The sequence below is a fragment of the Actinoplanes xinjiangensis genome (genome assembly GCF_003148685.1).
Lineage (GTDB): Bacteria > Actinomycetota > Actinomycetes > Mycobacteriales > Micromonosporaceae > Actinoplanes > Actinoplanes xinjiangensis.
The window spans coordinates 446,728-468,563 of record NZ_QGGR01000001.1 but is presented as its reverse complement, the minus strand read 5'-3'; the positions used below and the strand labels follow the sequence as shown (position 1 = coordinate 468,563).

General features: G+C 72.5%; 20 protein-coding genes. 8 read left to right on the top strand and 12 right to left on the bottom strand.

Annotation, left to right across the window (positions count from 1 at the left end; all coding sequences use genetic code 11):
• Nucleotides 1-18: 18 nt before the first annotated feature.
• From BC793_RS02130 to BC793_RS02115, 4 genes are all read right to left on the bottom strand, one after another.
• Nucleotides 19-744, bottom strand: coding sequence for an ATP-binding protein (locus BC793_RS02130; protein ID WP_109588804.1), 726 nt, complete (start codon nt 742-744; stop codon nt 19-21).
• 111 nt (nt 745-855) lie between these two features.
• Entirely contained in the window at nt 856-1,596 is a 741-nt protein-coding gene (locus BC793_RS52190; RefSeq protein ID WP_109588803.1) for an ATP-binding protein, read from the bottom strand.
• A 76-nt stretch (nt 1,597-1,672) separates the two neighbouring features.
• Entirely contained in the window at nt 1,673-2,776 is a 1,104-nt protein-coding gene (locus BC793_RS02120) for a glycosyltransferase (protein WP_109588802.1), read from the bottom strand.
• Nucleotides 2,773-3,771 carry a glucosyl-3-phosphoglycerate synthase gene (locus BC793_RS02115; protein WP_109589096.1) on the bottom strand — a complete coding sequence of 333 codons (999 nt, stop codon included), beginning with the start codon at nt 3,769-3,771 and terminating at the stop codon, nt 2,773-2,775. The genes BC793_RS02120 and BC793_RS02115 overlap by 4 nt, the downstream gene beginning before the upstream one ends.
• 152 nt (nt 3,772-3,923) lie before the next feature.
• On the opposite strand from BC793_RS02115, the gene BC793_RS02110 reads away from it, so the two are divergent.
• The 6 genes from BC793_RS02110 (at nt 3,924) to BC793_RS02085 (ending at nt 10,424) form a co-directional block, all read left to right on the top strand.
• Nucleotides 3,924-4,898: a Gfo/Idh/MocA family protein gene (locus tag BC793_RS02110; RefSeq protein WP_109588801.1), complete on the top strand. Its 975-nt coding sequence runs from the start codon at nt 3,924-3,926 to the stop codon at nt 4,896-4,898.
• Nucleotides 4,891-5,976, top strand: a complete 1,086-nt coding sequence (locus BC793_RS02105; RefSeq protein ID WP_109589095.1) for a zinc-dependent alcohol dehydrogenase — start codon at nt 4,891-4,893, stop codon at nt 5,974-5,976. The genes BC793_RS02110 and BC793_RS02105 overlap by 8 nt, the downstream gene beginning before the upstream one ends.
• A gap of 57 nt (nt 5,977-6,033) precedes the next feature.
• Nucleotides 6,034-8,325 (top strand): accessory Sec system translocase SecA2, encoded by a 2,292-nt coding sequence (gene secA2, locus BC793_RS02100; protein ID WP_109588800.1) that lies wholly within the window; start codon nt 6,034-6,036, stop codon nt 8,323-8,325.
• Between the two features lie 275 nt (nt 8,326-8,600).
• Nucleotides 8,601-9,167 (top strand): winged helix-turn-helix domain-containing protein, encoded by a 567-nt coding sequence (locus BC793_RS02095; protein ID WP_109588799.1) that lies wholly within the window; start codon nt 8,601-8,603, stop codon nt 9,165-9,167.
• A 3-nt stretch (nt 9,168-9,170) separates the two neighbouring features.
• On the top strand, nt 9,171-9,803 hold the full coding sequence (locus BC793_RS02090; protein ID WP_109588798.1) for a nucleoside/nucleotide kinase family protein: 633 nt from the start codon (nt 9,171-9,173) through the stop codon (nt 9,801-9,803).
• 198 nt (nt 9,804-10,001) lie between these two features.
• Nucleotides 10,002-10,424, top strand: coding sequence for a TraR/DksA family transcriptional regulator (locus tag BC793_RS02085; protein WP_109588797.1), 423 nt, complete (start codon nt 10,002-10,004; stop codon nt 10,422-10,424).
• 79 nt (nt 10,425-10,503) lie between these two features.
• Here BC793_RS02085 and BC793_RS02080 read toward each other — a convergent pair whose 3' ends face one another.
• Entirely contained in the window at nt 10,504-11,319 is an 816-nt protein-coding gene (locus tag BC793_RS02080; RefSeq protein ID WP_109588796.1) for a DUF72 domain-containing protein, read from the bottom strand.
• A 30-nt stretch (nt 11,320-11,349) separates the two neighbouring features.
• Between BC793_RS02080 and BC793_RS49440 the strand changes: the two genes are divergently transcribed.
• Complete coding sequence (locus BC793_RS49440; RefSeq protein WP_158319180.1) at nt 11,350-11,499, top strand: hypothetical protein; 150 nt, start codon at nt 11,350-11,352, stop codon at nt 11,497-11,499.
• Nucleotides 11,500-11,521: 22 nt separating this feature from the next.
• On the opposite strand, the gene BC793_RS02075 is transcribed toward BC793_RS49440, so the two are convergent.
• From BC793_RS02075 to BC793_RS02050, 6 genes are all read right to left on the bottom strand, one after another.
• On the bottom strand, nt 11,522-12,238 hold the full coding sequence (locus BC793_RS02075; RefSeq protein WP_109588795.1) for a hypothetical protein: 717 nt from the start codon (nt 12,236-12,238) through the stop codon (nt 11,522-11,524).
• Entirely contained in the window at nt 12,235-15,045 is a 2,811-nt protein-coding gene (locus BC793_RS02070; RefSeq protein ID WP_109588794.1) for an FtsK/SpoIIIE domain-containing protein, read from the bottom strand. The genes BC793_RS02075 and BC793_RS02070 overlap by 4 nt, the downstream gene beginning before the upstream one ends.
• A 393-nt stretch (nt 15,046-15,438) precedes the next feature.
• Entirely contained in the window at nt 15,439-16,356 is a 918-nt protein-coding gene (locus BC793_RS02060; protein WP_109588792.1) for a hypothetical protein, read from the bottom strand.
• 4 nt (nt 16,357-16,360) lie between these two features.
• Complete coding sequence (locus BC793_RS02055) at nt 16,361-16,621, bottom strand: hypothetical protein (RefSeq protein ID WP_093612004.1); 261 nt, start codon at nt 16,619-16,621, stop codon at nt 16,361-16,363.
• A gap of 388 nt (nt 16,622-17,009) precedes the next feature.
• Nucleotides 17,010-17,138, bottom strand: a complete 129-nt coding sequence (locus BC793_RS52185) for a hypothetical protein (RefSeq protein ID WP_275416127.1) — start codon at nt 17,136-17,138, stop codon at nt 17,010-17,012.
• 338 nt (nt 17,139-17,476) lie between these two features.
• Nucleotides 17,477-17,848 carry a hypothetical protein gene (locus tag BC793_RS02050; protein ID WP_109589094.1) on the bottom strand — a complete coding sequence of 124 codons (372 nt, stop codon included), beginning with the start codon at nt 17,846-17,848 and terminating at the stop codon, nt 17,477-17,479.
• Between the two features lie 424 nt (nt 17,849-18,272).
• Between BC793_RS02050 and BC793_RS02045 the strand changes: the two genes are divergently transcribed.
• On the top strand, nt 18,273-20,816 hold the full coding sequence (locus BC793_RS02045) for an ATP-dependent Clp protease ATP-binding subunit (protein WP_109588791.1): 2,544 nt from the start codon (nt 18,273-18,275) through the stop codon (nt 20,814-20,816).
• A 42-nt stretch (nt 20,817-20,858) separates the two neighbouring features.
• Here the strand turns inward: BC793_RS02045 and BC793_RS02040 are convergent, their stop codons facing one another.
• Nucleotides 20,859-21,836 (bottom strand): LysR family transcriptional regulator, encoded by a 978-nt coding sequence (locus BC793_RS02040; protein WP_109588790.1) that lies wholly within the window; start codon nt 21,834-21,836, stop codon nt 20,859-20,861.

The following is a 21,836-nucleotide window of genomic DNA, read 5'->3' as shown; positions in this document are numbered from 1 at the left end:
GCGTCGGGCGAGGCCGGGTCAGGTGCGGCGCAGGGCCGCCCAGACCACCTTGCCGCCGTTCGACGGCAGATGACCCCAGCGGTACGCGAGTTCGTCGATCAGGAGCAGTCCGCGTCCACTCGCGATCTCCGGCCGTAGCCCGGCCGCCGACACGGGCGGGTGCGGCGATCCGTCGCGGACCGCGATGTTGAGGTAACGCTGCCGCAGTGACAACCGCAGCGTCATCATCGTGTGCGCGTGGTCGATGACGTTGGCGACCAGTTCGGTGACGATGAGGCTGGCGGGGGCGACCAGGCCGGGTAGTTCCCAGCGGGCGCAGGCCTCGGTGGTGACGTCGCGGGCGTGCCGGGTGGAACCGGTGACCGGGAGCAGGTCCTCGCTGATCGACGGCACGGTACGGGGCTCGCCGTCCAGGTGGGCGAGTGCCGCCTCGACGGTCGGGTAGAGCGGCAACCGGCCGTCGGCGGTGGACAGCAGTTCCCGCGTGCGGGGGCGGGGCGCGCAGAACAGGACCGGCGTGCCGGGCCACTGGGCGGCCTGCCGCAGCACGACCGTGAAGCTGGACAGGGCGGGCGGCTGGTCGACCCACATCGCCGACAGGTCAACGAGCAGTGCCTCGGGCTGGTCGGCCAGGCACTTGAGCAGCTGTTCCTGGAGGGCCGGACGGTCGGTCAGCCGGAGACCACCGGCGAGCGAGGCGACCAGATTGGCGCCGTCGACGCTCACCGCACATTGGATCGCCATGGCACCGCCTTCCGACGAGAGGCGGTTTCCCCGCTTGGGACGTGGCAAACGTCAGGCCGACGCCATCACGATGATGGCCCGGCCGGACCCTCGGGGCCACCGTCCGGGCGGTCAGAGTGCCGCGCCGGTGGCGAGTTGCGTCCACACCACCTTGCCGTCGGTGACCGGGAGGACGCCCCACGCGTCGGAGAGGTCGCGGACCAGGCGCAGTCCGCGGCCGCCCATGTCGGTGACGGCCGGGTCGAGGGCGCGGGGCATCAGCCGGCTGCCGTCCCGCACGGCGACGACCATCCGGCCGTCGCGCAGCCCCATGGTGAACTCCATGGTGGTGTGCGCGTGCCGGACGACGTTGGCCACCAGCTCGGTGGCGACCAGGGTGGCGGTGGCGGTGACGTCGCCACGCTGCCACGTGGTGCAGGCCTGGGTGACCAGGTGCCGTACCTGCCGGCACGCCTCCGGGACGGGCCGCAGCCGGACCCGCACGGTGGGCCCGCCGGGTTCCGCCTCGGCCTCGGTCAGTGCCTTGTCGCAGTCGTCGGCGAACTCCAGGCCGGCGCAGTCCCGGTCGGTGGCCAGGGCGTCCCTGGTCCGGGGGTCGGCGCCGCACACCACGATCGGCACGGCCGGGAACTCCTCGGCCTGACAGACCACGGTGCCCAGCCCGGCCAGGGCTACCGGGTCGCCGACCCGTAGCCGGGTCATGTCGAGCAGGACCTTGGCCGGCTGCACGGCGAGGCTGCGGCGCACCGCCGCGCCGAGCGCCCCACCGGTCTCCCGGTCGAGGGTGCCGCTGACCCGCAGGACCGCCACCGGAAGATCGCGCTCCGGCCGGCAGACGAGTTGGCTGGGCATGCCACTCCCTCCGGCGGTCCGCGACGCCCGGCGGACGTCAGGCACACTGGTGCCCGGCGTCCGGCCGGGGCAAACGTCAGCGGAGCCGTTCGTAGAGACGTAGGTACTCCGAGGCCATCACGGCGGGGGTGAAACGGCGTTCGGCCTCCGCCCGGCATTCCGCCGGATCGATCGTGCCCGCCTTGTGCACCAGGTCGCCGAGCGCCTCCTCGTCAGTGGTGAGCAGCCCGGTACGGCCGTCCTCGACCAGCTCGGGCAGACAGCCGCGGGCGATGCCGACCACCGGCGTGCCGAGGGCCAGCGACTCCACCATGGCGGTGCCGCCGGGCTCCTCCCACCGCAGCGGGAACAGCGCGACCCGGGCTCCGGCCACCAGCAGGTCACGGTCGCGGCCGGTCACCGTACCGACCCAGCGCACCCGCACCCCGTCGACGTGCGGCGCCACCTGTTCGTCCCAGAACCGCACGTCCGGGTTCTCCCGGTCGGCGCGGGCGAGAGCGGCGGCGTCATGGTACGGCCCGACCGGCCCCGCGAGCACCAGATCGAACCCGTGCTCGTGTGCCAGCCGGACCGCCAGGTCCTGTCCCTTGCCCGGGTGGATCCGGCCCAGGACCACGGCGTACGACCCGCGGCTCACCTCCGGCAGCGGCTCGGCGGCCAGCGGCGTGGCCAGGTGGACGTGCCCGATCGAGTGCCGCCGCAGCGCCTCCGGGGCACGGGCCACCTGCGACGCCGACACCCCGTTCACGCGTACCCGGTCGCCGCCGTCGAACGTCCCGTACAGCTCGGGGTGTTTGTGCAGGTCCCAGTGCAGGGTGTGGAGCACCGGCGGCGCGCCGTCGCCGAGGGCGGCGGCGGTGACCAGCCCGGCCGCCTCGACGTGGTCGTGGATCAGGTCGATGTCGCCGCGCGCGGCGATCGCCCGGGTCACCGCGTGCTGGTGCGCCTGGACCACGCCGACCGCCTGGTTGTACGGCCGCTGGATGTGCGCGAACTGCCCCTGCTCGAAGACCGACACCCGTCCGTCGGCCTCGATGGTGCTCTCGCCGACGCTGGCCAGGATCACCTCGACGCCGAGGGCACGCAGTTCCGGGACGAGGGTGGCGATGACGTTCTCGATCCCGCCGTATCCCGCGGGCGGCACCGGCAGCCAGGGGCCGGCGTTCATCAGTACCCTCATGCCGCGACGGCCCGCTTCAGGGAGGCCAGCGGCGGCCGCTCGGTGACGCCCGCGTCGGTGACCGCGATCTGCCGTTCCAGGTTGGGCAGCGCCTCCTGCCCGCCCCGGCGGAACTGGGTGAGCAGCGTCGACGGCGGCATCGCCTCGGTGGCCAGGCCGCGCCGGTGCATCCGTGACCAGGCGGTCACCATGATCTGCGCGGCCATCCGGCCGAGCGCCTCGGTGCCCTGGTGCCGGTGCTTGCGCTCGCCGAGGTCCACCTGGGCGAGCGCGTCCAGGCCGACCAGGTCCACCAGGTCGATCAGCATGCCGATCTCCACCCCGTACCCGGAGACGAACGGGATGCTCTCCAGGGTGCGGCGGCGTCCGGCGTATTCGCCGGCGAGCGGTTGCACGAACCCGGCGAGCTCGGGGAAGAACAGGTTGATCAGCGGCCGCGCGGCCAGCTCGGTGACCCGGCCACCGCCGTCGGTCTCCACGGCCGCCGGTCCGGCCAGCGGCCGGTGGTAGAAGCCCTTGACGTACTCGACGGACTGGTCGGTCAGCAGTGGGCCGAGCAGTCCGGTGACGAAGTGTGAGGAGAACTCGTGCAGGTCGCCGTCGACGAAGGCGACCACGTCTCCGGTACTGGCCGCGAGCCCGGCCCAGAGTGCGTCGCCCTTGCCCTCCATCCGGGGCAGCCCGCGGGTCATCCGGTCCTGCCCGACGACCCGGGCGCCGGCCTGGCGGGCGATCAGTGCCGTGGCGTCCGACGAGCGGGAGTCCACCACCACGATCTCGTCCACCAGCGGTACCCGTTCGACCAGGTCACGGCGGATCGTCGAGACGATCGCGCCGATGGTGGCCTCCTCGTTGCGGGCCGGGATGACCACGCTCACCGTGCCCCGGCCCTTCGCGGTGGTCAGTTCTTCGGCGGTCCACCTGCCGGCGTGGCCGGTGCGGTAGGTCGTCCACGCCTCGACGACCGGTGAGACGGTCGCGTGCGAGTGCCACATCGGCTTACCCCCCAGTTTCGCGATCTTGTCGACGCGGGCAGCTTTCCCCATGTTGGCGTCCGTCAATCCGACTGGAACGTGATGAAGCCCATGTTTGTGTTTCGGGCACCGGGTTACAGAACCGGCCGACGGCACGATCGACAGGGGAGCGGATGAGTACGACGAGGATCGGCCTGATCGGTGCGGGCGGGGTGGCGGCCCGGCATGCGCGGGTGCTGTCCGGACTGCCGGGTGTGCAGGTCAGCGGGGTGACCGACGTGGTTCCCGAGGCGGCGCAGCGGCTCGCCGGCGAGCACGGGGCGCAGGTGTACGCCGACACGGCCGCCCTGCTGGACTCGGCTCCGGACGCCGTCTACGTGTGCGTTCCGCCGTTCGCCCACGGCGACACCGAGCGGGCTGTGATCGCGGCCGGCCTGCCGATGTTCGTGGAGAAGCCGATCGCCATCGACCACGGCACCGCGACCGAGATCGCCGGCCTGGTCGAGAGCGGCAAGGTCCTCACCGCGGTCGGCCACCACTGGCGCTACCTGCCAGTGGTGGAGAAGGCCCGCGAGGTGCTGGCCGGCCGCCCGGTCCGGCTGGTCACCGGCTCGTGGCTGGACAAGACGCCGCCGGTGGCCTGGTGGCCGATCGGTGCGCGGTCCGGCGGCCCGGTCGTCGAGCAGGCGGCGCACGTCCTGGACCTGGCCCGGCACCTGGCCGGCGAGGTCGACGAGGTGGTGGCCTACGGCAACGGCACGCCCCCGGCGGTCGAGGGCGCGGACGTCGACGGGGCCACCACGGCGGTGCTGCGGTTCGCGAGCGGCGCGGTCGGCAACCTGGCGGCCACCTGCGTGCTGGGCTGGAAGCACCGGGCCGGGCTGGAGGTCTACGCCGACGGGCTGGCGCTGGCGCTGACCGAGACCGAGCTGGTGATCCGCGACGCCGACGGCGTCGAGACGGTCCGCTGCGAGCCCACCGACGGGCACGTCGGGGTGGACCGGGCGTTCGTCCGCGCCGTCCGGGGCGAGGAGGACGACATCCGGGTGCCGTACGCGGAGGCTCTCCGTACCCATGAACTCGCCCTTGCCGTCGCGCTCTCCGCGGCCGAGGGCCGGGCGGTGACCCCGGGTGCCGTCCGTGTCTGACCGCAATCTGATCGTCGCCGCCCCCGGCCGTGTCGAGATCGCCGACGTCGCCGACGTCGACGTGCCGGCCGGTGGCTTCCACGCCCGCACCCTGTTCAGCGGGGTGTCCGCCGGTACCGAGCTGACCTTCGTGAAGGGCACCAACCCGGCGCTGCACGCCGGCTTCGACACGGCGCTCGGCCTGTTCGGCGCTCCGCCGGAGCAGGCGTGGCCGGTCACCCGCGTCGGCTACATGGAGGTGGCCCGGGTCGAGCGCAGCCGGACGCCGGCGTTCCCGGACGGCACGGTGGTCGCGATGACCTACGGGCACCGGACCGGCTGGCCGGCCGACCCGCTGCGGGACCGGGTGGTGCCGTTGCCGCCGGAGCTCGACCCGGTGCTCGGCGTCTACGTCGCGCACATGGGCCCGATCTGTGCCAACGGCCTGCTGCACGCGGCCGCCGACCGGTTCGGACCGGACGTCCGCTCGCTCGCCGACGGCGTGGCGGGGCTGCGCGTGGCGGTCGTCGGCGCCGGTGTGGTCGGGCTGCTGACCGCTCTGTTCGCCCGGCGGCACGGCGCCGCCTCGGTGGTCGTCGTCGACCCCACCGCGGAACGCCGCGCGGTCGCCGAGGCGCTGGGCCTGGCGACCCTCGACCCGGAGGCGGACGATCCCGCGGTCGTCCTGAAGACCCGGTGGCGCCACGCCGACGGCGACCGCGGCGCCGACGTGGTCTTCCAGTGCCGTGGTCAGGCCGCCGCCCTGCACCTGGCGCTGCGCCTGCTCCGTCCCCAGGGCACGGTGATCGACCTGGCGTTCTACCCGGGCGGTGCGGACGCGGTGCGGCTCGGCGAGGAGTTCCACCACAACGGCCTGGCGGTACGCTGCGCGCAGATCGGCCGGGTGCCGCGTGGACTGGCGCACGCCTGGGACCGCGAGCGGCTGTCCGCGGCCACTCTGGACCTGCTCGGCGCCGACGGCGACGCCATCCGGAAACACCTGATCACCGCCCTGGTGCCGTTCGATGAGGCGCCCGCTCTGCTCACCGATCTGGCCGAGCGGCGGCGGCAGGAGTTGCAGGCGGTCATCACCTTCTGACGGTCCGGTGGGAGTCCGTCGCCTGGGATCGGGCAAAATGAAGTACCGTTGCGCGCCATGGGTGTGTCGCAGCGGCTGAAGAGCCGGTTCCGCAAGTTTCTCCAGCGTCCGGGCACGACGGTGGACCTGGGCCCGTTGTCGAGGCGGCTCGGCTCGATCGAGGCGCGTGAGGATTCTCTGCAGGAGCTGGACGACGCGGCCCTGACCGAGGCCGCGCGCGAGGCTGACGACTACGTCGAGATCTGTGCCGTCGGCCGTGAGGCGGCCCGACGCGCGATCAGTCAGCGACCGTATGACGTCCAGCTCCTCGGCGCCATGGCACTGCTCGACAAGCGGGTCGCCGAGATGGCCACCGGTGAGGGCAAGACGCTCACCGCGGCCGTCGCGGCGTACGGGCACTGCCGCCTCGGCAACGGCCCGGTGCACGTGCTCACCGTCAACGACTACCTCGCCAAGCGCGACGCCGAGTGGATGGAGCCGATCTACACGCTCCTCGGCCTGACCGTCGCCTCGGTGACCGAGCTGATGACGCCGGAGGAGCGCCGCGAGGCGTACGCGGCGGACGTCACCTACGTCTCGGTGAGCGAGGCCGGCTTCGACTACCTGCGTGACCAGCTGGTCACCGACGTCGCCGACCGGGTCCAGCGCGATCTGGCCACGTGCATCGTCGACGAGGCCGACTCGATCCTGATCGACGAGGCCCGGGTGCCGATGGTCCTGGCCGGCAGCACCTCGGTGGAGAGCGACCCGGTGCACGAGGCCGCCGCCCTGATGCGCACGCTGCGCAGGGGCAAGGACTACGAGGTGGCCGAGGACGGCCGTTCGGTGGCCTTCACCGAGGACGGCCTGAAGAACGTCGAGGAGCAGCTCGGCGGCATCGACCTGTACGCCGACGACCAGGTCGAGAAGCTGTCGGCGATCAACGTGGCGCTGCACGCGCACGCCCTGCTGCGCCGCGACGTCGACTACATCGTCCGCAACGGCGGTGTCGAGCTGATCGACGAGATGCGCGGCCGGGTCGCGCAGCGCCGTCGCTGGCCGGACGGTCTGCAGGCGGCCGTGGAGGCCAAGGAGGGGGTGTCGGCCACCGCCGAGGGCGAGGTGCTGGACACCATCACCGTGCAGGCGTTCATCGCCCTCTACCGGACGGTCTGCGGCATGACCGCGACCGCCGTGCACGTCGGTGAGCAGCTCCGCGAGTATTTCAAGCTCGAGGTCGCGGTCATCCCGCCGAACACGCCGAACATCCGTGAGGACGACGTCGACCGGATCTATTCCGCGCACGACATGCGCGACGAGGCCCTGGTCGAGGAGATCAAGATCGCCCACGAGTCGGGCCGGCCGGTGCTGATCGGCACGCTCGACGTGAAGGCGTCCGAGCGCCTGGCCCGGCAGCTCGCCGACGCCGGCGTCCCGTCCCACGTGCTGAACGCGAAGAATGACGCGGAGGAGGCCTCGATCATCGCCGAGGCCGGCGCGCTCGGCGCGGTCACCGTCTCCACCCAGATGGCCGGCCGTGGTGTCGACATCCGCCTCGGCGGCAGCGACGAGAAGGACCGCGACGCCGTGGTCGAGCTGGGCGGCCTCTACGTGATCGGCTCCGGCCGGCACGACAGCCGCCGGGTCGACGACCAGCTGCGTGGCCGGGCCGGCCGGCAGGGTGACCCGGGACGCTCGGTGTTCTTCGTCAGCCTGGAGGACGAGCTGGTCCAGCGGCACGCGGGCGACATCATCCCGGCCTCCCCGCGGATGGACATCGACGGCGTCGTGCACGACTCCCAGGTGGAGTACGCGGTGGAGCACGCCCAGCGGGTAGCCGAGGGCGTGAACCACGAGATCCACAAGAACACCTGGCGCTACAGCGTGGTCATCGAGCAGCAGCGCCTGCTGCTGGCCGAGCGCCGCGAGCGTCTGCTGACCTCCGAGGTCGCCGCGATCATGCTGCTGGAGAAGTCCCCGGAGAAGGCCAAGGAGACCGACGAGGACGTGCTGTCCGACGCGGCCCGGGCGATCGCCCTCTTCCACCTCGACAAGCTCTGGGCCGACCACCTGGCGTACCTGTCGGAGGTCCGGGAGGGCGTGCACCTGCGTGCTCTGGGCAAGCTGGACCCGCTGGACGAGTTCCACCGCTCGGCCGTCCCGGCGTTCCAGGAACTGCTGACCCAGGTCGAGACCAAGACGATCGAGACGTTCGATGAGGTCGACCTCACCGACGGCTGGGAGCCGGACCGGGCCGAGATCGTCCGGCCGAGTGCCACCTGGACCTACCTGGTGCACGACAACCCGTTCGGTTCCGAGTTGGACCGGCTGATCGCGGCGGTCGGCCGCCGCCTCACCTCCGGCGGCTGAACTCACACTTAAAAATCGTTTCACACCGGGGGTGTCGCCTTGACGGCGGCACCCCCGGTTGTCTTCTCATGCCCATGACGTTCGGCAATGTTTAATGAGGCTGACAGAAAGCGTTCCCGGAATGAATTAGCGGCCCACGACAATATGGAACATCTTTCCCACAGTGTGGTTGGCGACTTGACCCGCTCACCGGCGTACCGGAAATATCGTTCGGGCAATTACGCAGAGTGAAAAATCGTATTCGCTTGCTGCAGCAAATTCTGGGGGATGAATCAATGCCGGTCAGCGCATTGTCGCCGCGTGCCGATCGTCGTTCTGCCGGACCGGGTCGGAGTTCCGGTCGCCGAGCCGCCGAACCCGCGCTGACCGTGACGCTCGCCATTCCACTCACCGGGGACGTGGTGTCCCCACAGGCGCACCGGCTGCTCGCCGCCGTCCGTGAGCTGGTCGAGATGAGCCGGGGGACGGTGACCGTCGAGCAGGCCCCGGCGGTTGAGCCCGAGACGGGCGAGGAGGCCGCCGAGACCGCGCTGGACGGCCCGGAGGTGCGTCTGCTCACCTCGTCGCGCCAGGCGCTGCTGGAGGGCGAGACGCTGCCGCTGACGCGGCTGGAGTTCGACCTCCTCCAGTATCTCGCCGAGCGCCCGCGACGGGTCTTCACCCGGGCGCAGCTGCTCGCCGCCGTCTGGGGCTACGAGCGGGCCGGGGAGCGCACCGTGGACGTCCACGTGCGCCGGCTGCGGCTCAAGCTCGGCGGGCACCTGCCGCTGATCACCACCGTCTACGGTGTGGGCTACCGGCTGGCCGACGACGCGCGGATCAGCATCCTGCCGCACGATTGATCCATGCGGGTACGACCGGTCTCCTTTCCCCTGCTCGTCGAGGACCTCGCCGACCGGCTGGCGAGTCGGGAATCCGACAGCCGGCTGCGGGTGGCCGTCGACGGCGCCGACGCGGCCGATCCGCGCCGTCTCGCGGACGCCCTCGTCGGCCCGCTGCGGGTCCGCGGGCGCCCCGCCATACGTGTCGACACCAGCGATTTCCTGCGCCCGGCGTCCCTGCGGCTGGAGTTCGGGCGCACCAATCCGGACTCTTTCTACACCGGCTGGTTCGACGAGGCCGGGCTGATCCGTGAGGTTCTGGCCCCGGCGGGTCCGGACGGGTCGGGGCGCATCCTGGAACGCCTCTGGGACGCCGGCATCGACCGGGCCGCTCGCGCGCCGTACCGGGAGCTGCCGCCGGGTGCGATCGTGCTGGTCAGTGGCCCGTTGCTGCTCGGTTCCGGGCTGCCGTTCGACTTCTCCGTCCATCTTGAGCTGTCCTCGGCGGCGCTGGCCCGCCGCACGCCCGCCGATCTCGCGTGGACGCTGCCGGCCTACCGGCGCTACACCGGCGAGGTGGCCCCGGAAACCTTCGCTGACGTGGTCGTTCGTCTCGACGACCCGCGCCGTCCGGCCCTCGTCGTCAGCGGCTCGTGACGCTCGGCACAAGACCCGCGTGCCGAGTCCGTGGCGGATTCGAACACCGACAGTTATGCTCCGGTTACTTTTTCGCGGGGGTCCCGTTTGGGATCTCCGGCGGTGGGTATCGTCCGGCTCCACATGCCGAGCCGGCCGGGACGAGGGTGACCCGGGGATGGCCACCGGTCGGGGCTTAGTGAAGGGCAGGGGGACTGCATGCTCGTCAACGGAGCGGTTGTTGCGGGTAAGGGCGCGAGCACGGCCAAGGGGCGCTCGGCCGAGGAGTTCGAGCAGATCCGGGTGATCCTCCAGGGCCGGTTCGAGGATCTCGACCGCGAGTACGAGGAGGCCGTCGCTCAGAACACCCGGCTGCGGCTGGTCGAGATCGGCGACGCCGCCGGTGACGACCAGGCCGACAGCGGGTCGAAGACGGCGGAGCGCGACGCTGCGACCTCACTGCTGAGGACCCTGCTGGACAGGCGCACGCAGGCGGAGCACGCGCTCCAGCGCCTCGACGACGGGACGTACGGCAACTGTGAGGGTTGCTCCAATCCGATCCCGGTGGAGCGGCTCGAGGTCTTCCCGTCGGCCACCACGTGTGTGCACTGCAAGCAGGTGCGCGAGCGCCGGGCCAGTTGAGGTCCACCGGGCCCGCCTCGCCGGACGGGCCCGGTTATCGCAATTCGGCGCGTGGAGCGAGACGCGCGCCACATATTCATTACTGAACAATTGTTTTATCCGGCCCGGCGGACGGCGAATTCCGCCGGGACCGAATCCGGGGGACCGGCCCGATCGGGATGCCGCGACGGTCGGCCTCCGCCGCCATCACACCGGCGTCGATCACCGCGGCGCCACCCGGGTCATTGTTGAAGAAGACGAGCATTTCCGGTATGCCGCTGCGATCGAGCCACGATCGCAGCGCCGCCCTTCCGTAGCGCGGCCACGGTTTTCCGGCTCCCTCGTGCAGTCGCAGGTAACCGAAATCGGCGGTCCGCCACAACGGAGTCACCGGCCGGCCGCGCCGATCCGCCCAGCAGAGTGCCGCCTGATGCCGGCGCAACAGTTCCTCGCACTCGGGCGTGAACCAGCTGGGGTGCCGCGGTTCGACGGTGACCCGTACCGTTTCCGGGAACTCCCGCAGGGTCGCGTCCAGCGCCGCCAGGTCGGCGCGCAGCGTCGGCGGCAGCTGCAACAGCACCGGCCCCAGCTTGTCGCCGAGCGCCTCGGCCCGGCTCAGGAACCGGGCCACCGGCTCGGCCGGCTCCCGCAGCCGCTTGATGTGCGTCAGGTAGCGGCTCATCTTCACCGCGAACCGGAACCCGTCCGGCGTCTGATCCCGCCACCTGGCGAACGTGTCGCGCTCCGGCAGCCGGTAGAACGCGTTGTTGACCTCCACGACGCCGAACCGGGCCGCATAGTGCTCCAGCCAGGCCCGCTGTGGCAGCCCCGCCGGATACAGGTATCCCGTGCCGTCGGCGTCCCGTCCCGGCCGCCAGTCCCGGTACTGCCACCCCGATGTGCCGATTCTCAGCATTCCGATGCCATACCCGGGTACAACCGATCCATGACCGACACAGCGGACGAGCCGCGCGAGGACGACCGTGCCGACGACTACGAGTACGACGAGGCCCACGGCGGTGGTGACAGCGGGCCCGGTGTCCCGGCCGCCCTCGAGGACGAGGCCCGGCGGATGAAGGACCTCAGCCCGCACTGAGGTCCACCGGAGCCCGGACAGCTCACCGGGGCTGGGCGACCAGCACCGCGGTGAACAGCAGGCCGGCCGTGACCAGGCCGGTCGCCAGCACCGTCACGACCGCCGAGGTGTCCAGCGGGGCGTCCCGGCGGTCGGCGATGAGTTTCGCCGTCACCACCGCCAGCACCGGGAACAGCAGCATCACCAGCAGTGCCACCACCGGCGCCGCCTGCTGCCAGTCCCCGCCCGCGGCCGTACCGGTCCGCCGGACCATCAGGTTGGCGATCACGCCGAGCAGCCCGCCCGCGAAACCGAGCATGCCGAAGAGGATCTTCGTGCCGAGGGTGATCGGCCGGGCCGGCGGCGTGTACCGCACCCGGTTCTCCACCTCTTTCAGGTAGTCCTCGGCATCCCGGTCCGGCGGGTCGTCGCCGCGCTGCCGGGGAATGCTGGCCGGCGGCAGGGTCCGCCCGAACCGTTCGGCCACCGGGCCGACCCGGTGCACGAAGTCCGACCACAGGCCGGCCGCCCGCGCGTCCACCTCCTCCAGGCCGCGCTGGGCGGCCCGGACCGACCGCTCGGCCGCCTCCAGCCGGCCGGCCGCCTCCTGGACGGCGACGTCGGCGGCGGACAGCCGGTCGGCGTACCAGCGGCGCGCCTCCTCCCGGAGCTCGGCCGCCTTCGCGTCCAGGCTGGTCAGCCGGCGCAGGACGGTACGGTAGTCGGCGCGCTCGAAGTCGGCCGGTTGCAGTTCGCTCATGAGGTTCCGTAGGGGATGATCACCTCGGCGCCGCGATGCACCGAGCGGTCGAAGTGCAGGGCACGCCACGGCCGCGGATACCAGTTCGGCGCCCCCTGCCCGGGGTAGTACGGCGTCAGTTCGCTGCCGTGCACGTCCAGGGCCACCCACGCGCCGATCGGGTCGGTCCGTGACGCGTGCCCGCCGAGCGAGTCGCGCAGCAGCCCGGCCCCACGCCACCAGCCCAGCACGTGCAGGCGCCGCTCCGGGCCCTGGCGCAGCACGGTCCGCAACTGGTCGGCGGCCTCCCTGCCGCCGGGCAGCGCGTCCGCCGCGTAGATCAGGATGAAATGCGGCCGGTCCGCCGGCCACGACGCGGTCGCCTCCGCGGCGGCGTCCTCCAGCAGCCAGTACACGTCGTCCGGCAGATAGAAGCCGGACCCCGGGATGCGGGCGTGCAGCGCCTCCGCCGCGGCCCGGGCGTCGGTGTCCAGGCAGACCACCGAGAACCGGGCGCCCGTCGGGGTGAACTGCGCCGCCAGCGAGCGGCCCGCCGTCGCCAGGATCGCGCACGCCTCGTCCGTACGGGTGCCCAGCACCGCCAGGTTCCGGCCGGGCGCACGCCGCAGCACCGTCTGTGCCGACCGCGACGCCACGTCGATGGTCTGCCCCAGCAGCATCACCGGCGCCGTGGTCGACTCGCCGGCCCGCAGATCCCGGTAGTCGGGGCTGTCCGCGAGCCGCGGCACCACGTCACCGTCGAACAGCCGCGGCGGCCCCAGCTCCGGCGGCCGCCGCCGCCACAGCCGGTGCTGCAGCGAACTCCACTGCTCCCGGTCGCCGGCGGCCGGCACCCGGACGATCCGGTTCGCCTCCGGCGCACCCGAGTCGGCGTTGACCACCGCGTGATAGCGGGGCAGCGAATCGGCGGCCGCGTTCGTCTCGGCCAGCACCCGCCGCGCCCGGGGCAGGGCGATCCGCAGGCTGAACTGGGCGACGAGCGCGGGCCGGCCCCACAGCGCCTCGATGCCGGACACGTCCTGACTGGCCAGCACCAGGTGGATGCCCTGCGACCGGCCGCGCCGGGCCAGGTCCTCCAGCAGGTCGACGGCCTCGGCGGTGACCGAGTCCCGCCCGCCCAGCAGCACCTGGAACTCGTCGACCACGGCCACGATCCGCGGCCACGACCCGTCGGGATCCTCGGCGCGCAGCTCGGCCAGGTTCGTCACCTCATACTGCTTGGCGGCGTCGGCCCGGCGTTTCAGCTCGGCACCGAGGAACCGCAGCAGCGCCAGCCCGAACTCACGGTCGGTGTTGACGTTCACCCCGACCAGCCGGACGTGCGGCAGCCAGCTCGGGTCCCGCCGGCCCGGAGCGAACCGGGCGAACGACACCCCCTCCTTGAAGTCGAGCAGGTAGAACGCCAGCTCGTCGGGGGAGTAACGGGCGGCCAGCGCCCCCATCCAGGCGTAGATGAAGTTGGTCTTGCCGGTCCCGGACGGCCCGGCGATCAGCGCGTGCGGCGGATAGTCGCTCAACGTCACCTGCACGCGCGGCCCCTGTGGGCTGTCGCCGAGCGGCGCGGTCAGCCCCGCCGCGGAACTCTCCTGCCATTCCGCGCCCGCCTCCGGCAGGAGACTGTCCAGCGCCACCGGCGCCGGCCCGGCGGCCACCGCCTCGGCGATCTGCCGGCACGTCGCGGTCACCACACTCGGCGTCGGAGCGGGATCCAGCCGTACGGGCAGATCACCCGCACTCTCGATGCGGGCACCGTCGCCCGGCGCCGCCACCACGAACTCGATCCCCGGCCCCGGCTCCACCGACTGCCCCCGGATCACCAGGTGCACGCCACACGCCGCCCCGGTCCGCAGCAGCCGGTCCAGCTGGGTCCGCTGATGACGGGACAGCTCCCCACCGCCGAGCAGGACCGCCACCCGCCACGGCTCCGGCCGCCGTTTCGTCGCCGCGTGCAGCTCCCGCACCGACGAGTACTCGCCGGCCAGCACCGTCTCGTTGATCCGCCGGACATGCCCGACCAGCTCGTCGAGCAGCTTGTCCAGGTCACCCGGCCCGACGAAGGTGAGCACACCCGCGGTCGCCAGCGGCGCGAACCCGGCCAGCCCGCCACCGAGGTTCTCCGGGTCGTACCCGATGATCTGCACCTGCCCCGGCACACTCGTGCCCAGCGCCCGCAGCAGCAGCCCCGCCAGCACGTCGTCACCGGTCCGCCGGTCGCCCTCGATCACGATGTGCCCGTGGTCGAGCAGCCGCACCAGCGCCGGCACCTCCGGCGTCGCCTCGTCGACGACCGGCCCCGCGGCGCTCTCCGGCGGCTCGCTGTCCGGCCCGGCCCACGCCTCGGTGACCTCACCGGGCGCCCCGGCCCACGCCCCGCCGATCCGGTCGTCCCCGCCGCCGTCGCGGTGGGCGGACGGCCGCTCGGCACGCGCCGGCGCCGGCAACGGCGCCTCCGGCAGCATCAGCCGCCCGATCCGCAGCTCGGCGGCCCGCTCCAGGGGGGTCGGCTCCCAGCTGTGCCAGGGCTCGCCGGCCGCCCCGGGCGCCGCCCGGTCAGCCGCACCCGCCGCCGCACCGGCCAGCGCCGCCAGCTCGGTGTCGTGCCACGCGTCGATCTCGTGGATCCGCTCGTCCCGGGCCACGGCGAGTTTCCGCCGCCGGGCCGTCGCCGCCGCGACCATCCGCCGGTACCGCGCCTCGGCCGCCTCCCGGGCGTCGAGCGCCCGCTCCAGGGCGATCTGCGCGGCACCGAGCGCGTGCGACAGCCCGGCCCGGATCTCCATCACCCGGTTTCTGGTGGATTCAGCCATGACCCGCCGGCATCGTCGCAGTTGTCATCGAACTCTCGCTCCGCCCCCGAACAGCCCGGCCCGCCCCGGCACGACCGCTGCCGGCCGCCTCCCCCCAGCTCCGCCGCGCCACCGTCCCGGCCCACCTCAGACGCACCACGAAGGGCACCCCGCCGTCCCGGCCCCCGATGGCGCCGGCAGGCGCCGGGCGCGCTTCCTGGATCCCGGACGGCGTTCCGCCGTTCAGCCCCGCGGTGGCGTCGGTGGGTGCCAGGAGCGCCTTCTGGATCGCGGGCGACTTTCTGTGGTTCAAGCCCGCGGTGGCGTCGGTGGGAGTCAGGAGCACCCGCTGGGTCGCGGGCGGCCTTCCGCCGTTCCGGCCGTCGGCGGGCGCCGGGCGTGCCCCGGGCGTCATCAGCGGTCCTCCGCGGTGTCGGGGCGGGGCCGCACCGGCTCCGGGGCGTCCGGGTCCAGCGAACCGGCGTCGCGGCCCAGCCGGGCGAGGAGCACCCCGGTGAGCACGCTGGCGGTGACCGCGGTGTCGGCCGGGTGACCGGCCGGCTGGTCACCGCGCCGCTCCTGCTGCCGGTGCAGCGGAACCCGGCAGATCCGGTCGAGCAGGGTCTCCAGCACGTCCGGCCGGGTGCCCGGCAGCAGCGCCTTGACCCGGCCCTCGGCGGCGGTCCGCAGCCTCGGCACGTCCTCCGGGCGCGGCTCGTGCCCCAGCAGGTCACCGGCGAGCCGGTGCAGCAGCTGCGGGGTCACCGCGGACAGCCCCAGCCCGGTCGAGGCGTTGACGGCGTGCAGCTCCCGCCCCAGCCGCGCCCGGTCACCGGCACGCACCCCGGCGGCGATCCGCCGCAGCAGATCGGAGGGGTCGGCCTGCTCACCCATCTCCGGACGGTCCGCACCACCCGGCGGTGACTCGCCGGTCAGCTGCGTCACCCGCTGCTGCCACCACGGGCCGAGGCTCTCCACCGTCTCCCGGGCCGGCTCGTCCGGCTCGGCCGGACGCTCCGGCTTCTCCTCGCGCCGCATCTCGGTGCGCCACTCCTGGCCGGGCGCGGCGCCGGGCGTGCCGGAGAGACCGAGGACCATGAGGTACGCCTCGATGGCGTCCTGCGTGACACGCAGCGCCGCGGCCGCGGTCTCGGCGTGCTCGGTCGCGTGGCCGAGACGCAGCACGCCGAGATCCTTGCTGGACTCCTCCTGCACCCACCGGAGCAGGTCGGTGGCACTGCGCAGCTTGTCCATCGCCGCGGCGACCAGCCCCGTGGGCAGGTCGTCGGAGGTGGCGCGAAGCTGGGCGCCGAGTTCCTGCAGCAGCGACATCGCGTCAGAGGCTCGCCGTGTAGGTGTGGGCCTGCTCGACGGCGGCGAGGGTCGCGCTCATCGAATCCTCTAACTGCTGGTCGGCCTGTGACAGCGAGGCGTGCGCGGCCCCGACGGCGTCGTTGGCGCTGCCGTCGAGAGCGGCGGCCAGGCTCTGCTGCGCCTCACCGATCTTCTCCCGCGCCGCCTGTATCGCCTGCTGTCCCTCGGTGACCTGCTGGAGCGCGGCCTCCACGGCGGCTCTGAGTTCGGCGACACTGGCCACCCGGGCAGCCTCCTGAACGGGGTCTACGTTGCGGCTCCAGCCTAGCGTCCGGTTCCCGCCCGGCCGTCCTCGCATGCCCCGTTTTATCAGAGCCTGCCAGGCCCGGCACGACAAGGTTTTCCCGACGACGGCCGAAGATCGCCCTGGTGAGATCCTATCCGAAGCCCGTCCACAGTGGATCTTCGGGTTCCCCCTGCTCGGCGGGTGAATGTGCCATCGGGTGACGAAACGCCCTCGGCAGAGGGTCAGCCCCGCGGGTAATCCGCCCATGATCGCCGGCCGGTCATGGGCGGTAGGGTCGTAGTCGGAGAGCGCTCCGCCCGTCGCGCGAGCCGTGCATTCGGGGCGGAGCGTCCATCGGCGGTCTCGTCTGACCTCTTTGCCCAGGTCAGGCGGGACCGTTCTCCATCAGGGCCGCGATCAGTGACGCCACCGCTGCCAGAAGCGTCGCGACGGCGATGATCGTCGCGTTGCCGGGCACCCACTGCGGGCGGCGGCGCCGGTTCTCCTGCGACATGTTGCAACCTCCCCATCCGGAGCCGGGGTGGCCCCTGCAGGAAGTCACCTGCCTCCGGGGTGGGTCGTGCTCTGCCCACAACGTACCGCCCGGAAATCGCCCGGCCGTCCAGCCATGCCCGTTTTCGGCGGCCCGTCGACCCGCTTGCACGCCACGTTCCTGAACGTCATGGCGAGCGTGGCGGCGGATACCCACGCCAGTCGATCTACGGGAAGGTCGCCGCGGTGAGATCGTGGCCCCGGCAGGTCCACTCCGGATCGCCGGCGAGCCGGTCCTCCCGCAGGGCGCGCTCCGCGCGAAGGCCTCCGCCAACCCCGTTCCCAGAGGAGTGGCGCCTGTCAGCGGGGGACCACGGAGGGGCCACGGACCTCGGCGCCCAGGGCGGTGACGCGCTCCCGGAGACCACGATCGGCGGTGACGACGATGGTCCGGCGGGTCGCGGCGGTGTCCCGTACCAGATCAACGATCTTGTCGTCGCCGGAGCCGGGCGCGCGCTCCACCCGCACGCCCCCGGGGTCCTGCGGGATGTCGCGGGCCTTGCCCTCGACCACCAGGACCACCTCGACCGGCGCCGGAACGTCGGGGAGGCCGGCGGCGGGAACCGCTGCCAGGCTGTCGCGGAGCCGCACCGCAGCGCCGGCCCGATCGCGCCACCACCCGTCCGGCACCGAACCGACGACGTTCGCGCCGTCGACGATCACCAGCACCAACGCGGCGGAGGCGCCGGACGCAGCCGGTTGCGAGGTGCCGGAGACCCCCGGGCTGACGGTGTCAGAGGCCACCGGGTGGGGAAGGCCGGAGGCCGGGGCGCCGGGATGGCCGTCAGCTGCCGGGTCGGAAGAGCCGGAGGGCGGCGAGAAGGCGAGGTCGCCGGCCGGCGGGCGGGCGCGGCCGGGGTCTGCTGAACGGACCGGCTCGGGCGGTTCCGGCTCCTGGAAGAGCGGCGTGAGGGAGGGTGGATCGGGAGGCGCGACCATGAAGTTGAGTGTAGTCGTGTCAACTTTTTCGGCGATTCGGGAATCGGCAGGGGGTTCCGCGCGCTGTTGACATGCGGACGGCTCACGTTTGCCGCCCACCAGGCCGGGTAGCCCCCGAGGGCGACCCCGGCCCGAGGTACCAGGAGAAGGAAGACAGATGAGCATCGGACCGTTCGGGCCGGCGGGGCCCGGTCAGTGGGACGACCTGTTCGCGCGCTTCTTCGGTGCGGCCGAGCCGCGCCGTCAGGCGCAGCGTTTCGACATCGCGAGATACATGAGCAACGACGCCCGGCAGGTGCTCGCCGATGCGGCCCGCCGGGCCGCCGAGGTCGCCGACGGCGACCGGCCGCTCGCCGACCTCGACACCGACCACCTGCTGTGGGCGCTGCTCCAGCAGGAGCAGATGAAGGAGACGGTACGCCGTGCCGGCGCCGACCCGGACCGGCTGCTGACCGAGTTGGGCCGGCCCGCGGCCGTGGCTCCCGACCTGCCGGAGAGCATCGCGCTGACCCCGGCCGCCAAGCGCGCGCTGCTGGACAGCCTGCAGATCTCCCGGGCGGTCGGCGCGTCGTACATCGGGCCGGAGCACATCCTGATGGCGCTGGGCATGAACACCGACTCGGCGGCGGGACGCCTGCTGGCCGGGCGGATCGTCGACCCGCGCACCATCCCGCACCACAGTGAGCTGCCGAAACCGAATCAGAGCGGACCGGGCGGGCCACGGCCCAGCAGCGCGCCGACGCCGACGCTGGAGCAGTTCGGCGTCGACCTGACCGAGTCGGCGCGGCGCGGTGAGATCGACCCGGTGATCGGGCGTGCCGACGAGATCGAGCAGGCGATCGAGATCCTGTCCCGGCGTACCAAGAACAACCCGGTGCTGATCGGCGAGGCGGGGGTGGGCAAGACCGCCGTGGTCGAGGGGCTGGCACAGCGCATCGTGGACGGTGAGGTGCCGCTGACCCTCCAGGACAAGCGGGTGATCCAGCTGGACCTGGCCGGCCTGGTGGCCGGCACCAAGTACCGCGGCGACTTCGAGGAGCGGCTGAAGAAGGTGATCGAGGAGATCCAGGCGTCCGGTGACGGCCTGATCGTGTTCCTCGACGAGATCCACACCCTGGTCGGCGCCGGTGGTGGCGGCGAGGGCGGCGGTATGGACGCCGGCAACATGCTCAAACCGGCTCTGGCCCGCGGGCGGTTGCGGGTGATCGGCGCGACCACCCTCGACGAGTACCGCAGGCACATCGAGAAGGACGCCGCCCTGGCCCGGCGGTTCCAGCCGGTGCTGGTCGGCGAGCCGAGCGTCGAGGACACCGTGGCGATCCTGCGCGGGCTCCGCGACAACTACGAGGCTCACCATCAGGTACGGATCACCGACGCGGCCCTGGACGCCGCGGCGGTGCTGTCCGACCGTTACATCACCGACCGCTACCTGCCGGACAAGGCGATCGACCTGATCGACCAGGCCGGGGCGCGGGTCCGGTTGCGCACCAAGACGCCGGACGCCAACCGGCGCGAGCGGGAGCGCCGTCTGGAGCAGTTGTCCCGCGACCGTGACCAGGCGGTCGCGGCGGAGCACTACGAGCAGGCGTCCGCGCTGCGCGACGAGATCAACGCGCTGCGGTCGCAGTTGGCGGGTACCGGTTCGTCCGCCGATGGGGTGCCGCAGGTGACCGAGGAGGAGATCGCCGCGGTGGTCTCCCGGACCACCGGCATTCCGGTCGCCCAGCTCACCGAGGCCGAACGGGACCGCCTGCTCCGGCTGGAACAGAACCTGCACGGGCACGTGATCGGCCAGGACGACGCGGTGACCGCGGTGGCCGAGGCGGTGCGCCGGGCCCGCGCCGGGCTGGGCGACCCGGACCGGCCGGTCGGCAGCTTCCTGTTCCTCGGCCCCACCGGGGTCGGCAAGACGGAGCTGGCCCGGTCGCTGGCGGAGGCGTTGTTCGGCGATTCGGACCGGATGATCCGGCTCGACATGAGTGAGTTCCAGGAGCGGCACACGGTGTCCCGGCTGGTCGGGGCGCCCCCCGGATACATCGGTTACGACGAGGCGGGGCAGCTCACCGAGGCGGTGCGGCGGCGACCGTACAGTGTGGTGCTGCTCGACGAGATCGAGAAGGCCCACCCGGACGTCTTCAACATCCTGCTGCAGGTGCTCGACGACGGGCGGCTCACCGACAGTCAGGGGCGCACGGTCAGTTTCCGCAACACGGTTCTGATCATGACGAGCAATCTGGGCTCCGACCTGATCAACGGCAGCACCCGCAGTGTCGGGTTCGCCGGAGCCGAGAACGGGCGCTCCCCGGACGAGGAGCTGCGCGACCGGCTCGACCGCCGGCTCAAGGAGCAGCTGCGGCCGGAGTTCATCAACCGGATCGACGAGATCATCATCTTCCGGCAGCTGGAGGACGACCAGTTGCACCGGATCACCGAGATGATGCTGGAGGAGACCCGCCGCCGGCTGCAGGCCCAGGACGTCGCCCTGGACATCACCCCGGCCGCGGTGGACTGGCTGGCCGAGCGCGGGTACCAGCCCGAGTTCGGGGCACGGCCGCTGCGCCGGACCATTCAGCGGGAGCTGGACAACCGGCTGTCCACGATGCTGCTCGCCGCTGATCTGGCGCCGGGCCGGACGGTCCGGGTCGACGCCCAGGACGGCGCGCTCGTCTTCGACGTGGAGATGACCGCCGCCGCGCGGTGATCACTTTTGTGGAGGGGGCGCCCGGCGCCCCCTCCGCGAGTCTCAGGCCGCGGCCAGGTGGCTGCCGCCGGCGCCGGGCAGGCTCTGCGCCCACTGTGTGTAGTGCTCGTTGCGGGCCAGGATCTCCTGGTACGCCTCCTGCGCGTGATCCATCAGCTTGGGTGCGCTGCGGGAGGCCTGGGAGTCCGGGTGCCAGCCGAGCACCAGCCGCCAGCGCAGCGGGGCACCGCGCAACGGCCGGCTGGTCAGTCCCGCCGGTGGGCGGAACGTGGGCTGGCACAGGCCGATGGCCAGGCCCAGCTCGACCATGTCGACACAGTTGCGCACGTCCGACTCCAGGACCCGCCGGGGGGCGAAACCGGCCCGGGCACACGCCGCGGCGAAACAGTCGCCGAAACAACCGTCACCGGCGCCGGCCACCCACTGCTCGTCGGCCAGCTCCGCCAGATCGACCGACAGGTTCTTGGCCTGCGGGTGGTCGTCCGGCATCAGCACACAGACGGCGTCCATGCCGATGGTCTGCCAGACCAGTCCGTACTCCGCCGACGGCAGCGCATCGCCGCAGACGCCGACCTGGGCGTAGTCCAGCTTGCCGGCCATCACCATGCCGGACAGCTCGGAGATGTAGTAGGACGCGTGGGTGGAGATCTGCGCCTCCGGCTGGGCAGCCGACAGACGGTGCACCAGATGGGCGACGACGGGTCCGCCGACCGCTCCGATCCGGTACCTGCTCAACGTGTCGTGATCGCCGCCGGCGGCGAGCCGGGCCGCTTCGTCCTGCAGGCCCTTCATCGCGGGCAGCAGCACTCTGGCGCGGGACAGCACCAGCTCTCCCAGGGCCGTGGGGCGCGCGCCCCGGCGGTCACGGTCGAACAGCGGGCCACCCAGTGTGCGCTCGATCCGCTGAAGTTGGGCGGTGAGTGCAGGCTGGGCAAGGCCGAGTTGTGACGCGGCCTTGGTCACGCTGCCGGTCTCCGCGATGGCGCAGACCACCTTCAGATGCCGCAGCTCGAGGTTCAT